This window comes from Colwellia chukchiensis, assembly GCF_002104455.1.
GTDB classification, from domain to species: Bacteria; Pseudomonadota; Gammaproteobacteria; order Enterobacterales; family Alteromonadaceae; genus Cognaticolwellia; species Cognaticolwellia chukchiensis.
Window position 1 is genome coordinate 239,066 of the sequence record NZ_NBOC01000001.1, and the last position, 15,224, is coordinate 254,289.

Genomic DNA, 15,224 nt, shown 5'->3' on the forward strand with positions numbered 1-15,224 from the left:
CCATGGAGTTCACCGAGTCAGTTATCAATCAAACCTTGGCTGACTTTTTACTGCCTTTGGCGCGTATTTCTGCCATGGTAATGTCTATGATAGGGCTAGGCGCAAAAGCTATTCCTGGGCGTATTAAACTATTTTTTTGTTTAGCCGTCACCATAGCGGTTATGCCAGCCTTACCACCCGCACGCGTGGATAATTTATTTTCATTGGCAACCTCCTTGTTGATTGGCCAACAAATGATAATCGGCATCATGCTCGGCTTTGTTACTGTGATGGTGGTTAATACCTTTACCTTAGCGGGTCAAATTATTGCCATGCAAACGGGTTTAGGTTTCGCCTCCTTAGTTGATCCCGCCAGCGGTACCAATGTCCCGGCGGTGGGTCAGTTTTTTCTAATTCTATCGTCATTATTATTTTGGGCCATGGATGGGCATTTAGCCTATTTACACTTTGTGGTGGCTAGCTTTGATACCATCCCCATCCCCATGACTGACTTTGCCAGTATCAAGTTAAAAGAAGTAGCGCAATGGGGCAGTTGGATGTTTGCAACCGCGCTGTCGTTAGCCATTGCGCCGTTAACCGCGATGTTATTAATTAACTTTTCGTTTGGTATCATGACCCGCGCCGCGCCGCAATTAAACATTTTTGCCATTGGTTTTCCTATTACCATGTGTGCTGGCTTATTAATCATGTGGTTAACCATGGGCAATTTTTATAACCATTTTGTGATGCAATGGCAACGGGCCCTAGACTTTAGCTGCTACTTAATTGATTGTGGAGCGAGTCCCTAATGGCTGAGTCAGATAGCGGTGAAAAAACCGAACAACCGACCGCGAAAAAGCTACTCGAGGCGCGTAAAAAAGGCCAAATAGCGCGTTCAAAAGATTTAGGCACTATGTTTGTGCTGGTTGGCAGTGCGATTGCGTTAATGGTGGTGGGGAACTCATTAGTGACCGGCTTGTCGTTAATGATGAAGCGTTTATTTAGCTTAAATCGTCGAGAGGCTATGGACGTGCACGCACTTTATCAAATTGCCAGTGATGGGGTTAGTGCAATCGCAGTGCCGTTTCTATGGATCCATATTATTATTGTTGTAGCGGCGCTTATCGGCAATATACTGCTCGGTGGTTTGAACTTTTCTTGGCAAGCTATGGCGCCCAAAGCCAGTAAGTTATCACCCTTGGCAGGCTTTAAACGTATGTTTGGTGTGCAAGCTTATGTCGAGTTGATCAAGTCAATTTTAAAATTTTTTGTGGTTTTTATTTCAGCTTATTTATTGTTAAGTAGCTTATTTGGTCAAATCGTCAATTTAAGCACTGAGAATATTCCCCATAATTTTTCTCATGCGGTGTCGCTATTACTGTGGATGTTTTTGGCGCTGGCCTTATCCATTGGCATCATAGTGATCATCGATGCACCGTATCAAGTTTGGAATCACAATCGACAATTAAAGATGACCAAACAAGAAATAAAAGACGAAATGAAAAACACTGAAGGGAGTCCGGAAACCAAAGGCCGTGTGCGTCGCGTGCAGTATGAAATGTCGCAACGTCGCATGATGCAAGACGTACCCAGCGCCGATGTGGTGATCACCAACCCAACGCATTATTCGGTGGCGTTAAAATATGATCCTGAAGCAGGAGGGGCGCCCGTTATGGTGGCCAAAGGGGTTGACGAAATGGCGCTGCATATTCGCACCATAGCCAAAGAGCACAATATTGAAGTGCTGGCATCGCCAGCCCTAGCGCGCTCACTTTACTATACGGCTGAGCCAAATGAAGAGATTCCTGAACAGTTATTTGCGGCGGTGGCGCAAATACTCGCCTTTATTTTTCAGCTTAATGCTCATAAAAAAGGCCAAGCAAAACGGCCTAAGCCGTTAGCGAAAAACCTGCCTATACCTGAAGACTTTCGCTACTAAAACTCTGCAATCTCAAAGCCTTTAATGTCCAGTGCCACAATAAAATTTAGCTAAAACGATAATAAGCAATTAATGGTCTGATTATTGCTGTGGCTAAGGTATGTCAAAAAATTATCACTAAGAGCTCATGCAGTTAACGGCCACTTTTAATAATTTAAAGAAAAATAGACTCCATTTATTATCGGGATTGGGGACGCCATTTTTGGTGATGGCGGCACTGGCAATGGTTATTCTCCCTATGCCGGCCTTTCTACTGGATATTTTATTTTCGTTTAATATTGCACTGTCCTTGGTAGTGCTGTTGATCACTGTCTATACCTTAAAACCGCTTGAGTTTGGCTCTTTTCCCGCGGTATTACTGATTGCCACTATTTTACGCTTGGCGTTAAATGTCGCCAGTACGCGTGTGGTGTTGCTCGAAGGTCATGAAGGGCCAGCGGCGGCAGGTAAAGTGATTGAAGCCTTTGGCTCAGTGGTTATTGGCGGTAACTATGCCGTAGGTTTAGTGGTATTTTTAATCCTGATCATTATTAACTTTGTGGTTATTACTAAAGGTGCCGGCCGTATTTCAGAAGTGACGGCACGTTTTACGCTTGACGCTATGCCAGGTAAACAAATGGCGATTGACGCCGATTTAAATGCCGGTTTTATCACCGCAGAGCAAGCCCGTGAGCGTCGCGTTGAAGTCACCAGTGAAGCTGACTTTTACGGTTCAATGGATGGTGCCAGTAAATTTGTTAAAGGTGATGCCATTGCCGGTATTTTAATCTTATTTATTAATATTGTGGGTGGCTTAGTCATAGGTATGGTGCAACATGACTTAAGTTTTGACACTGCGGTTGAAATCTACACCTTATTAACCATAGGTGACGGTTTAGTGGCGCAAATTCCGGGCTTACTTCTGTCTGTAGGTACCGCGATTGTGGTAACACGTCAAAATACCGCGCAGGATATGGGCGAGCAAGTTAGTCGTCAGCTAGGTCAAGAGAAATCATTATACATAGCCGCGGGTGTCATGTTTGTCATGGGTATAGTGCCAGGCATGCCACATGTGGCGTTTCTGATTTTCGCGTTTTTGATTGCTGGTGGTGCGTTTTTTAGCAGCAAATACAAAATTGCCAAGGCAGCACAGCTCGCTGAACAAGGACAAGCCGAAGAAGTACAAAATCAACGCCAAGAAGCAGAAGTAAAAGAACTGGGCTGGGATGATGTTAATCATGTTGACATTATTGGCTTAGAAATTGGCTATCGATTAATTCCTTTAGTAGACAAAGCTCAGGGCGGAGAATTACTGAATCGCATTAAAGGGGTTCGAAAAAAGCTATCGCAAGAGTTTGGTTTTCTTGTGCCGGCAGTGCATATTCGCGACAACCTAGATCTTGACCCTAACAGCTATCAAATCTCGTTAATGGGGGTCACGGTTGGCGAAGCGGAAATTCGTCATGATCATGACTTAGCCATTAACCCAGGGCAAGTGTTTGGCAAGCTTGACGGTATTGCCACTAAGGACCCAGCCTTTGGTTTAGATGCGGTCTGGATCAAACAAGCACAGCGAGAACATGCACAATCATTGGGCTACACTGTGGTTGACTCGGCCACCGTCCTTGCCACCCACTTAAGTCAAATTTTAACTAACAATGCCGCGCAACTGTTAGGTCATGAAGAAGTACAAAACTTACTGGATATGCTAGCGAAGAGTTACCCAAAATTAGTTGAAGGCTTGATCCCAGATATTCTATCTTTGGGCACGATAGTGAAAGTCTTGCAAAATCTCATGAATGAAGGGGTTGCGGTACGCGATATGCGCAGCATCATACAAACCTTAGTAGAGTATGGTCCTAAGAGCCAAGACCCTGAAGTGTTAACGGCGGCGGTACGTATTACCCTGCGTAAATTTATTGTCCAAGAGCTAGTAGGGCCGAGTGTTGAAGTACCTGTCATAACTTTGTCACCAGAGTTGGAACAAATGTTGCACCAGTCAATGCAAATGGCAGGAGACGATGGTGCAGGTATCGAACCCGGGTTAGCAGAGCGGTTACAAAAATCACTCACAGACGGGGCTCAACAGCAAGAAATGGCTGGCGATACCCCAATTTTATTAACCTCAGGTATTTTACGTTCAGTGTTGGCTAAATTTGTAAAATATACTATTCCGGGATTGCGAGTAATTTCTTATCAAGAAATTCCAGATGACAAACAAATAAAAATTGTCAGCGCTATCGGCCAGTAACTATACACGCACGGTAAGTGGTACAGCAAAATAAGGGGTTGGCTATGAAAATTAGACGTTACGTAGCAAAAGATATGAGAACAGCATTGGCGCAAATTAAAGAAGAGTTAGGTGCCGATGCGGTTATTATGTCAAATAAAAAAATTGCTGAGGGTGTCGAACTGATGGCTGCGGTAGACTATAGCCAAAATGTTGCTGAAAAATCAGCAGCGTCAGTAGCCAACGCCGAAACGGTAGCGCCAGCAGATCGCAGCGACGTTGTAGAAGATACCGTATCATTAAGTCATACCACAACAACGGCACAGTCAGCGCCAGCACCTGCCGATAGTTTAGCGGCATTATTGAATCGTCAAGTGCAACAAAATGGTTACGATAAAGCCCCAGCGACGCAGGCGTTTAATAGCCAAATCGAGCATGCGCATTCTCAGCAGCAAGCGCCAACAGCCGCGACTGCAGATACACAGGCAGAGCAAGATGATATAGAGCAACAGTTTAAAAACTTTACTGCCCGCCTAGAGCAAACCAATAGCAATGATCCCATGCCAGGCACTGAGCCGTTAGCGAGCAATAAGGGATATTATGGTGCGGCTAGCCAAAGAGAGCCACAGGCGCAGGTTGCAGAAAATAACATAAGTCATGGCGAATTTGCGGCGATGCAAAAAGAAATGTCGTCCATTCGTCAATTATTAGAGCATCAAATGTCGGGCTTAATGTGGCAAGATATGGCGCAAAAAGATCCGATGCGCGCGGTTATCGTTAACAAACTGATGGCGTTAGGATTAAATGAAGTTATGGCGGACCAAATCGCCGGTTATATCCCGATGAATTGCCAAGAGCAAGATGCCTGGCAACATGCGAAAGACTTAATCGCCCAACAACTAAACACCACCAATAACGATATCATTCAGCGTGGTGGGGTTGTCTCACTTGTTGGGCCAACTGGTGTCGGTAAAACCACCACCATTGCAAAGCTGGCGGCACGATTTGCCCAAGCGCATGGCGCAGAGCAAGTTGTTTTGATCTCCACGGATAGTTACCGTATAGCTGGCTTTGAGCAGTTGGCAACTTACGGGCGTATTATCGGTTGCCAAGTTAAACTAGCTAACGATGACCAAGAGCTTGACCATTTATTGGCACAATTTAGTGAAAAGAAATTGATCCTAATCGACACCGCAGGCATGGGCCAACGGGATATGCGCTTAACCGAGCATTTGACTACCTTAATTGCCAATGCCCGTGTTAGAATTCGTAATTATTTAGTGTTATCAGCTAATACCCAACAGCGAGTAATGCAAGAAAATGTCGAGCGATTTAAACGTATTCCGTTAGCGGGCTGCATTTATACTAAGCTAGATGAAAGCTTAAGTATTGGCGAAATTCTTAGCACATCGTTGCAAAATGGCCTGCCCATTGGCTATCTAACTGATGGACAAAGGGTTCCAGAAGATATTAAGGTTGCAAATGCTGAAAAATTAGTTAGGCTTGCAGATAAAATGGCAACTAAGTCGCAACCAGCAGCAAGCGTTTCTTGGCGCATACCGAAAACAGCCATGGCGCTATAGGCGTTTAAGCGCAAGAAATCTGGTGATAGAGAGCAAGTAAATAGATGATAGATCAAGCGAGTGGCTTAAGAAAAATGCAGGATTCACAACAAATTAAAGTGATAGCCGTTTCTGGTGGTAAAGGGGGAGTGGGTAAAACTAACGTCACGTTAAATACCGCAATCTCTTTAGCAAAGTTAGGCAAACGCGTTTTGGTACTCGACGCCGATTTAGGTTTAGCAAATGTTGATGTGATGCTCGGACTACGAGTACAACGTAACCTTTCTCACGTCTTATCGGGAGAATGTGAGCTTGATGATATTATCATTGACGGCCCAGCCGGTATAAATATCATTCCAGCGACTTCTGGTACACAGTCCATGGTTGACTTAACCCCTGCTGAACATGCTGGCTTAATTCGTGCCTTTAGCGACATGCAAAAGCAATTTGACATTTTAATCGTCGATACCGCAGCCGGCATCTCAGATATGGTACTGAGCTTTTGTCGTGCTTCACAAGATGTGTTGTTAGTGGTTTGTGACGAACCAACATCAATAACAGACTGTTATGCCTTGATGAAACTGCTGAGCCGCGATCATGGCTTATTCAAATTTAAAGTGGTTGCCAACATGGTTCGCACCAGTAAAGAAGGGCAGCAGTTATTTGCAAAACTTTCAAAAGTAACGGATCGGTTTTTAGACGTCGCCCTAGAGTTAGTCGCGATTATCCCTTTTGATGAGAACATTCGAAAATCGGTCAGAAAACAACAAGCGATTGTCGACGCCTTTCCAGATTCACCGGCGGCAAAAGCATTTCAAGTCTTAGCCAAAAACATTGTCAGTTGGCCTATCCCCGCGCAAGCATCAGGTCATTTAGAATTTTTTATAGAGCAACTGATAGAAAACTAACCGACAAACAAGTGAGCTATAGTGGTAAAAGTACAAACTTATAGTGTTGACAAAACGGCTTTGTTGGAACAACACACAGTATTAGTTAAACGTATTGCCTATCATTTACTGGCCCGGTTACCCGCAAGTGTTATTGTTGACGATCTTATTCAGTCTGGCATGATCGGCCTACTTGAAGCGGCAAATAATTTTGATAATAGCAAGGGCGCAAGTTTTGAAACTTTTGCTGGTATTAGAATTCGCGGCGCTATGCTTGATGAAATTCGTCGTGGTGATTGGGTTCCCCGCTCAGTGCATAAAAACAGTCGCTTGATCAGCGGCGCGATAAAAAGTTTAGAAGCCGAGCACGGTCGCGATGTCAGCGATAGTGAAGTGGCAGATAAACTCGCGATCTCCATAAACGACTACCACCAAATGCTCAATGAAGTCAGCGCAGGTAAAATACTGGGTATTGAAGACCTAGGTGTTAGTGAAGACGTGCTTGATGTATCGCAACAACTTGAGCAAGACGAGCCATATCTAGAAATTGAGCGTGATATTTTTAAAAAAGCATTGGCAGAATGCATTTCCTCTTTACCCGAGCGCGAAGCTTTAGTACTGTCTTTGTATTATGATGAAGAACTTAACTTAAGAGAGATAGGTCAAGTACTTGATGTCAGTGAATCACGGGTTAGTCAAATACATAGTCAAGCTATGCACAGATTAAAAGCGCGTATGCAATCGTGGCAAAGTTAAGTAGAATAACCGTATTGTTAGAATTTTAATTGTTCTCACCGGAGGGTGCCTTGGATAAAAATATGAAAGTACTTGTTGTTGATGATTTTTCAACAATGAGACGAATAATCAAAAACTTGTTGCGTGACTTAGGGTTTACCAATATCTCAGAAGCAGATGATGGCAGCACAGCATTACCTATGCTCAAAGACGGAGACTTTGATTTTGTCGTTACCGACTGGAATATGCCGGGCATGCAAGGTATTGATTTACTCAAAGCGATCAGAGCGGATGAAAAACTAGCACATATTCCGGTGTTAATGGTGACTGCAGAGGCGAAAAAAGAACAAATCGTCATGGCAGCCCAAGCCGGGGTTAATGGCTATATTGTCAAACCTTTTACCGCAGCAACGTTAAATACCAAGCTAGATAAAATCTTTGAGCGTCTTGGTTAACCACCAAGTTGTGTTACGCAAGGACGTCATATGAAAACAATAACTAGTGTCCATGTTTCTTTAGAGCAAGCGAAACTTTTAGTTGAATACATTGAAACGGATCAACAAGAGAAAGCCAATGAGCTCATCGCTGAAATTCAAAGTCCGATCAATAGTGCCTTATTTGCTGAAATCGGTAAACTAACACGGCAGTTACACGACTCATTAAATAATTTCCAACTGGACTCGCGCTTGAATGACTTAGCAACCGCAGATATTCCAGATGCTAAAGAAAGATTGAATTTTGTCATTAGTCGCACCGAAGAAGCCGCCAATAAAACCATGGATGCGGTTGAAGCGATCTTTCCTGTCATCGACAGACTTCAGCAACAAATCGGCACAGTTAAACCGTTATGGCATAAACTTATGCATAATGAGCTTGACGTCAATGAGTTTAAAACCTTATGTCGAGATATTGACAGCCTGTTAACGACCACCGAGCAAGAATCTAATCAAATTCATCGCTTAATGACGGATGTGTTAATGGCGCAAGATTTCCAAGACCTTACCGGTCAAGTTATCCGTAAAGTTATCGACTTAGTGCGAGAGGTTGAAGATAGTCTGATAAACATGCTAACCGCATTTGGTATGGAATCAGAGCCAGAAAAAACCAACCCATTGCCAAAAGTAGGTGAAAACTTAGTCGAAGGCCCAATCATGAATAGCAAAAGTCGCAGTGACGTTGTTTCCGATCAAGACGATGTCGACGACTTGTTGTCTAGCTTAGGGTTTTAATAGGAGTTACTTAATGTCATTTGAACAGGATGAAGAAATTCTCCAGGATTTTTTAATCGAAGCAGGCGAAATACTCGAGACCTTATCAGAGCAATTAGTCGAGCTTGAAAATGACCCGGATAATGCTGATTTGCTCAACGCGATTTTTAGAGGTTTTCATACCGTAAAAGGCGGCGCAGGTTTTCTATCTCTGACTGAATTAGTCGATGCCTGTCATGGCGCAGAAAATGTATTTGATACCTTAAGAAATCAGCAACGCGCGGTCACATCATCGTTAATGGATGTCATATTACAAGCGCTTGACACCATCAATGAAATGTTTGCACAAGTGCAAAACCGCGCGCCACTGAGCAGTGCCGACCCAGCGCTATTAGCTGAGTTGCATCGCCTATCTGAGCCCGAAGGACAAGAAAGCAGTAGCCCCGAACAGCCGCCCGCACAGCAAGGTGTTGCGCCTAAGCCAGATGTTAACCTTGAAGAGAATAACGCTGACGATGAAATGTCAGAAGATGAATTTGAGCGCTTATTAGATGAATTACATGGTGGTGGTGCACCGTCAGCCTCGGTTAGCACACCACCGGCGCCTAGCGCCTCGCCAGCCGCTGATGCTAACAACAACGATATTAGCGACGATGAGTTTGAATCATTGCTTGACGAGCTGCATGGTCAAGGGACATTTTCGCCTGCGGTTGCAACAAGCCATAATGCACCTGCACCGGCTAGCTCATCAGATGAAATTAACGATGATGAGTTTGAAGCACTATTAGATGAATTACACGGCAAAGGTCAAGGCCCGAAAGTTGCCCCCGTTAGTGAACCAGCTAAAGCAACGCCAACGCCAGCTGCAGCGCCGGTCACCGCAGTAACACCGGCAAAAGCGGTTAAGCCAGCGCCAAAACCTGCAACTGTTAGCAACGACGGTGCAGCTGCACCAGCAGCCAAAGCTCCACAAGCTGAAACCACGGTTAGAGTTGATACTAAACGACTTGATCAAATCATGAACATGGTGGGTGAACTAGTGTTAGTGCGAAATCGCCTGACCAGCTTAGGTATGACCAAAGAAGACGAAGAATTGACCAAGGCAGTGTCTAATTTAGATGCTGTTACTACAGATTTGCAGGGCGCCGTTATGAAAACGCGCATGCAACCGATTAAGAAAGTCTTTGGCCGCTTTCCTCGTGTTGTGCGCGACTTAGCGCGTAGCCTGAATAAAGAGATTAAACTCATCCTAGAGGGCGAAGACACTGACTTAGATAAAAACCTGGTAGAGGCATTAGCCGATCCATTAGTGCATTTAGTGCGTAACTCAGTGGACCACGGCATAGAAGACCCAGACACGCGGGAAGCAGCAGGCAAAGCCCGTGAGGGTGTCGTCGTGTTATCGGCTTCGCAAGAAGGCGACCATATACTACTCACCATTCGTGATGACGGCGCGGGCATGAACGCTGAAAAACTAAAAGCCATTGCTATCGAGCGCGGAGTTTTAGACGCTGACGCCGCCGCGCGCATGCCGGATAAAGAAGCCTTTAGTTTGATTTTTGCGCCAGGGTTTTCAACGAAAACAGAAATTTCAGAGGTTTCTGGTCGTGGTGTCGGCATGGATGTTGTCAAAACTAAAATTACCCAGCTAAACGGCACCGTCAGCATTGACTCTGAAATGGGTGTTGGCACGATATTAGAAATTAAAGTGCCATTAACCTTGGCAATATTACCAACGCTAATGGTGATGATAGGCAAGCAAACGTTTGCGCTGCCGCTAGCAACAGTTAATGAAATATTTCATCTTGACTTAACAAAAACCAATTTGGTTGATGGCCAGCTAACTATTATCGTGCGTGAGAAAGCCATCCCGCTATTTTACCTCGATCAATGGCTAGCTAAAGACTATCAAGATAAGCCGCGTGATCGTGGTCATGTGGTGATTGTGCAATTAGGTAATCAACAAATTGGTTTTGTGGTTGATAGCCTGATCGGCCAAGAAGAAGTGGTGATAAAACCTTTAGATCGATTGTTACATGGCACGCCAGGTATGGCAGGCGCCACCATCACCAGTGACGGTGGCATTGCACTTATTATTGATGTGCCTAGTATGCTGAAATATTATGCCAAGAAATCGATAGTGAATAAAAAACTGCGTTCATAAAAGAGAGCATAGATGTCCTTTAAAGTATTGGTGGTTGATGACTCCAGTTTTTTTCGACGCCGAGTAACGGATATCCTCAACAGTGATCCTAAGCTTGAGGTGATTGATGTTGCTGTTAATGGCCTAGATGCAGTCGAAAAAGCCATCAGCTTGCAACCTGATGTGATCACTATGGATATTGAAATGCCATTGCTTAATGGCATTGATGCCGTAAAGCAGATCATGGCGAAAGCGCCGACTGCCATTATTATGTTCTCATCATTAACCCATGCCGGCGCAAAAGCAACGCTAGAAGCACTTGATGCCGGCGCATTAGACTTTTTACCGAAAAAGTTTACTGAAATCGCCAAAACCACAGCCGATGCTGGCAGTTTATTGCGACAACGAGTGCTTGAATTAGCGCGTAAAAAACCGTTAAAGCACACTAAAATATCGTCCTACCGCTCGCGTGCGCAAGTCGCAGCCAAGGCAAAAAAACTTGCTGTTACCAACAATACTGCAGCCACCAGTCACGTCACCACCCCAGTCAACGTTAACATAACCAGCTCAGGCAAAGCCTACAAGTTACTGGCAATTGGTACCTCAACGGGGGGACCCGTGGCATTACAAAAAATACTCAGTCAATTGCCGAAAGACTTTCCATTGCCGATTGTCATGGTACAGCATATGCCTGCCGCTTTTACCTTGGCATTTGCCAACCGCTTAAATACTCAATGTCAAATAGAGGTCAAACAGGCTCAGTCGGGTGATGTGTTAACCCCAGGTTGTGCCTATTTAGCACCTGGTGGCAAACAAATGGTCATTGATGGTACAGAAAATGCAGCAAAATTAAGAATACTGGAAGACAATTCACAGCGGATTGCCTTTAAACCCAGTGTAGATGTAAGTTTTGGCTCTGCAGCAAAAGTATTTGGCGGTCAAGTGCTCGGGGTAATACTCACCGGCATGGGCGCTGATGGTCGTGAAGGCTGTCGCTTGTTAAAAAGTAAAGGTGCCACCATTTGGGCACAAGACGAAGCGTCTTGTGTTGTTTATGGCATGCCACAAGCGGTAGCCCTTGCTGGAATATCAGAACTGTCATTAGCACTTGAAAGCATTCCCGCTGCGATTCTTAAGGAAATACAGCATGGATAAACTGAGTATCTCGGGCTTAATTATTGCCTTATTAGCGATTTGTTTAGGCTTTGTTATTGATGGTGGCGCTATTGGCTCATTGTTGGAGCTACCGGCATTTATCATTGTCTTTGGTGGCACGTTAGGCGCGGTGATGTTGCAGTCATCGTCAAGCCAGTTTTTACATGCCATCAGCTTACTTAAATGGCTATTTTTCACACCTAAATATGATGTTGAACAAGGCATCAACGCTATTGTGCAATGGGCGGAAAAAGCGCGAGAGTCAGGGTTTCTAGCGTTAGAGCATATCGCAGAAGAAGAACAGCACGACTTTTTCGTCAATAAAGGTTTAAATTTATTGGTTGATGGCGCTGAGGTAGACAACTTACGGGTCTCGCTCGAATTAGATTTAGATTTATACCGAGAGCACAATTTACGCTCGGCTCATGTTTTTGAATCTATGGGGGGCTACAGCCCAACGATTGGCATTTTAGGGGCAGTTTTGGGCTTGATCCATGCCTTGTCAAATTTAGCCGATCCTGAACTATTAGGGCAAGGTATTGCCACCGCTTTTGTTGCCACCATCTATGGTGTTGGCTTTGCTAACCTAATTTATTTACCTATCGCCAATAAAATTAAGGCGATTGTTCATCAGCAAACCATGTACCGCGAAATGATGACTGAAGGCTTAGTTGCCATTGCGTTAGCAGAAAATCCACACGCTATTGAAAATAAACTGTCGGCGTTTCGGTTAGAGCAATGAACCGCTTACGGGCTAGACGTCACTCAGTAGAGCATGACAACGTTGAACGTTGGCTAGTTTCTTATGCCGACTATATGACACTACTTTTCGCGCTATTTGTGGTGCTTTATGCCATGGCGATGGTTGATGAAGCGCCATTTGAAACCGCAACCGAGTCGATTGGGCGGGTTTTTCAGGCTAATGAAAAAGCGGTTAAAAACCGAGGCCATGGTGATGATATTCTGCCAGTTAATAGTGCAAAAACCAATAAACGTTTATTCGGTGACGGTATTTTAGCAGAAGCAGGCCCAGAGTTAGTCGCTGGCGCAGTAACACTGTCTAATGTTTCTCATGCCCAAGTAGGCACCACGTTAACTTCACTAGAAAAAGAATTACATAGCGCCCTATATGACTTGGTAGAGTCGGGGTACGCGCAATTACAAGTTGATGGTGACTGGCTAGAAATTGAATTAAATAGCGCCTTATTATTCCCCAGCGGTTCGTCATCGGCCACTAATGCGGCAAAAGATATTCTGGCAGCGATATCCGAGGTCATCGGTGATGCCAGTAATTACATTCGAATTCGCGGCTATACCGATAATCAGGCCATAGATACCGAAATTTATTCGTCGAATTGGGAGTTATCTGTCTTTCGAGCCACCGCTATTTTACGGGTTTTAGAAACCCTCAATATTAACCCAGCGCGTATGGCGATTGAAGGTTATGGTCAATATTACCCCAGCGCCGATAACAACACAGACACAGGTCGGGCAAAAAACCGACGCGTGGTAATTGCATTATCAAAATATGGCATAGAGAAAGCCAATTTATTGACCACGCCAACCATATCAGTCAAAGATGTTGAAGCAATTAAAAATATTAGTAGCGATGATGAGGAAGACGGAGAAATTCGTATCATTCGCCTCGACAATGGTGGTATTCGTATTACAACCCGAGCCGAAGAAAATAACCATAATGAAGAGGCGAACCTGCCGAAAGCTAAAGCAAATGAACAGTAGGAAAACAACGTGGTAATTTGGACCATTGCAAATCAAAAAGGTGGCGTTGGCAAAACCACATCAACCATAGCATTAGCTGGGCTATTAGCGGAACAGGGCCAGCGTGTTTTATTGGTCGATACCGACCCACACGCTTCATTAAGCTACTATTTTGGTATTGAGTCAGAAGATTTAGAGCTCAGTGTGTATGATTTGTTTTTACAAGTCTCGACTAAAGAACAAATATTACAAAGTTTGTGTCCAACACATTATCCCACCATAGACATTCTACCGGCTACCATGGGGCTGGCTACCTTAGATCGCGCGCTGGGAAATAAAGGCGGCATGGGCTTAGTCCTGAAAAAAGCAATGCGCGCTATCGCAGACGAATATGACTATGTGTTAATTGACTGTCCGCCGATATTAGGCGTGTTGATGGTGAATGCCTTAGCGGCATGTGATAGGATTATCGTGCCCGTACAAACTGAATTTTTGGCGCTAAAAGGTTTAGATCGCATGATGAAAACCTTAGAGATAATGCAAGGCGAGCACAGTGCGTTGTTTCAATATACCATAGTGCCAACTATGTTTGATAAACGCACTAAGGCATCGATATTAACCTATCGTAAACTAAAAGAGTTATACGGCGATGCCGTATGGCCAGGTGTTATTCCCATCGATACCAATTTTCGTAATGCCAGTGTCGCGCAAAAAGTGCCGTCAGATTACGCCGCCAGCACGCGCGGTGTTATCGCGTATCGAAACTTACTGAGCCATTTAATACAGTTGAGAAATTAAGTTTATGTCAAAGTCATTAGCGGCAAGTAAACAATTAATGCAGACATACTTGTCAGAACTGCTAACCGAAGAAGCCAGTGAGCCTCAAACAACCGCACTAAAAGCGGCAGAGCAGAAACCGCTGGACAAATTATTAGCCAGCGCTAGTGTTTTACAAGTTGAAAAACAACAAGCTGAGCCCAAGACTATTGTCAAACCTGCCAGCTCAACACAGTTAACGCAAACACCAGCGCAAGCAAAAGCAAAACAGCGCGTTGCCAAACAAACGACAGCAAAAGTCAGCACAACAGCAGTGACCTCGGCCGAACAAACCGAGTTGAAAACCCGAAAAAGCCAAGGCGGATTTAGCCAGCTTAAACAGCGCAGCTATCGCCAAGGTGATTTTCAAGCCATGTTTTTTGAAGTGGCCGGTTTAATGATAGCAGTGCCTTTAATTGAATTAGGTGGTATTGTCAGTTATCAGCAAGCTACGCCACTTATGGGTAAGCCAGATTGGTTTAAAGGCGTGATGCTTAATCGTGAAAACAAAATTAATGTGGTTGATAGCGCCCGTTGGGTCATGCCGGAAAAATGTGATGACAAACTACTTGCCCAGCTTAATTATCAATACGTCATACTGCTCAGCGATTCGCTTTGGGGCTTGAGCGCAGAAAACCTAGTGGATACGGTAACGCTGAAACAAGATGAAGTAAAATGGTTAGACTCGGCCAGCAAACGGCCTTGGCTGGCTGGACTGGTGAAAAATCGTATGTGCGCATTGCTAGATGTTAAGTCATTGATAGCCTTGTTAGAAAAAGGCGTAAACGCCAAGCATAATTGCTGAAATGAAACTTGCCAGTATACTCAAAAGACAAGTATGCTAGTCATATTGAAAGAATAAATTTAAAGAG

Annotated in this window: 14 protein-coding genes; all 14 read left to right on the plus strand. The window is 44.4% G+C overall.

The annotated features are described in order from the left end of the window. Nucleotides 1-2 precede the first annotated feature (2 nt). The 14 genes from fliR (at nt 3) to B6K83_RS01220 (ending at nt 15,157) form a co-directional block, all read left to right on the plus strand. Nucleotides 3-788, plus strand: coding sequence for a flagellar biosynthetic protein FliR (gene fliR, locus B6K83_RS01155; protein WP_085282412.1), 786 nt, complete (start codon nt 3-5; stop codon nt 786-788). Continuing rightward, nucleotides 788-1,918 (plus strand): flagellar biosynthesis protein FlhB, encoded by a 1,131-nt coding sequence (gene flhB / locus B6K83_RS01160; RefSeq protein WP_085282414.1) that lies wholly within the window; start codon nt 788-790, stop codon nt 1,916-1,918. The genes fliR and flhB overlap by 1 nt, the downstream gene beginning before the upstream one ends. Before the next feature lie 127 nt (nt 1,919-2,045). Continuing rightward, nucleotides 2,046-4,148, plus strand: coding sequence for a flagellar biosynthesis protein FlhA (flhA, locus tag B6K83_RS01165; protein ID WP_085282416.1), 2,103 nt, complete (start codon nt 2,046-2,048; stop codon nt 4,146-4,148). A gap of 44 nt (nt 4,149-4,192) precedes the next feature. Further along, nucleotides 4,193-5,710, plus strand: a complete 1,518-nt coding sequence (gene flhF / locus B6K83_RS01170) for a flagellar biosynthesis protein FlhF (RefSeq protein ID WP_085282418.1) — start codon at nt 4,193-4,195, stop codon at nt 5,708-5,710. Between the two features lie 44 nt (nt 5,711-5,754). Beyond that, nucleotides 5,755-6,597 (plus strand): MinD/ParA family protein, encoded by an 843-nt coding sequence (locus B6K83_RS01175; RefSeq protein WP_085282420.1) that lies wholly within the window; start codon nt 5,755-5,757, stop codon nt 6,595-6,597. 21 nt (nt 6,598-6,618) lie between these two features. Continuing rightward, entirely contained in the window at nt 6,619-7,332 is a 714-nt protein-coding gene (locus B6K83_RS01180; RefSeq protein ID WP_085282422.1) for an RNA polymerase sigma factor FliA, read from the plus strand. Between the two features lie 50 nt (nt 7,333-7,382). Then, on the plus strand, nt 7,383-7,766 hold the full coding sequence (gene cheY / locus B6K83_RS01185) for a chemotaxis response regulator CheY (RefSeq protein ID WP_085282424.1): 384 nt from the start codon (nt 7,383-7,385) through the stop codon (nt 7,764-7,766). A 30-nt stretch (nt 7,767-7,796) separates the two neighbouring features. Continuing rightward, on the plus strand, nt 7,797-8,540 hold the full coding sequence (locus B6K83_RS01190) for a protein phosphatase CheZ (RefSeq protein ID WP_085282426.1): 744 nt from the start codon (nt 7,797-7,799) through the stop codon (nt 8,538-8,540). Nucleotides 8,541-8,553: 13 nt separating this feature from the next. After that, a complete protein-coding gene (locus B6K83_RS01195; protein ID WP_085282428.1) occupies nt 8,554-10,683 on the plus strand; it encodes a chemotaxis protein CheA in 2,130 nt (709 codons plus the stop codon). Between the two features lie 12 nt (nt 10,684-10,695). Beyond that, complete coding sequence (locus B6K83_RS01200; RefSeq protein WP_085282430.1) at nt 10,696-11,817, plus strand: protein-glutamate methylesterase/protein-glutamine glutaminase; 1,122 nt, start codon at nt 10,696-10,698, stop codon at nt 11,815-11,817. After that, complete coding sequence (locus B6K83_RS01205; RefSeq protein ID WP_085282432.1) at nt 11,810-12,559, plus strand: flagellar motor protein; 750 nt, start codon at nt 11,810-11,812, stop codon at nt 12,557-12,559. Before B6K83_RS01200 ends, B6K83_RS01205 begins: the two co-directional genes overlap by 8 nt. Next, complete coding sequence (locus B6K83_RS01210) at nt 12,556-13,557, plus strand: flagellar motor protein MotB (RefSeq protein ID WP_085282434.1); 1,002 nt, start codon at nt 12,556-12,558, stop codon at nt 13,555-13,557. Before B6K83_RS01205 ends, B6K83_RS01210 begins: the two co-directional genes overlap by 4 nt. A 9-nt stretch (nt 13,558-13,566) precedes the next feature. Further along, on the plus strand, nt 13,567-14,334 hold the full coding sequence (locus B6K83_RS01215) for a ParA family protein (protein ID WP_085282436.1): 768 nt from the start codon (nt 13,567-13,569) through the stop codon (nt 14,332-14,334). A 4-nt stretch (nt 14,335-14,338) separates the two neighbouring features. Beyond that, nucleotides 14,339-15,157, plus strand: a complete 819-nt coding sequence (locus tag B6K83_RS01220; protein WP_233143767.1) for a chemotaxis protein CheW — start codon at nt 14,339-14,341, stop codon at nt 15,155-15,157. Nucleotides 15,158-15,224 lie beyond the last annotated feature (67 nt).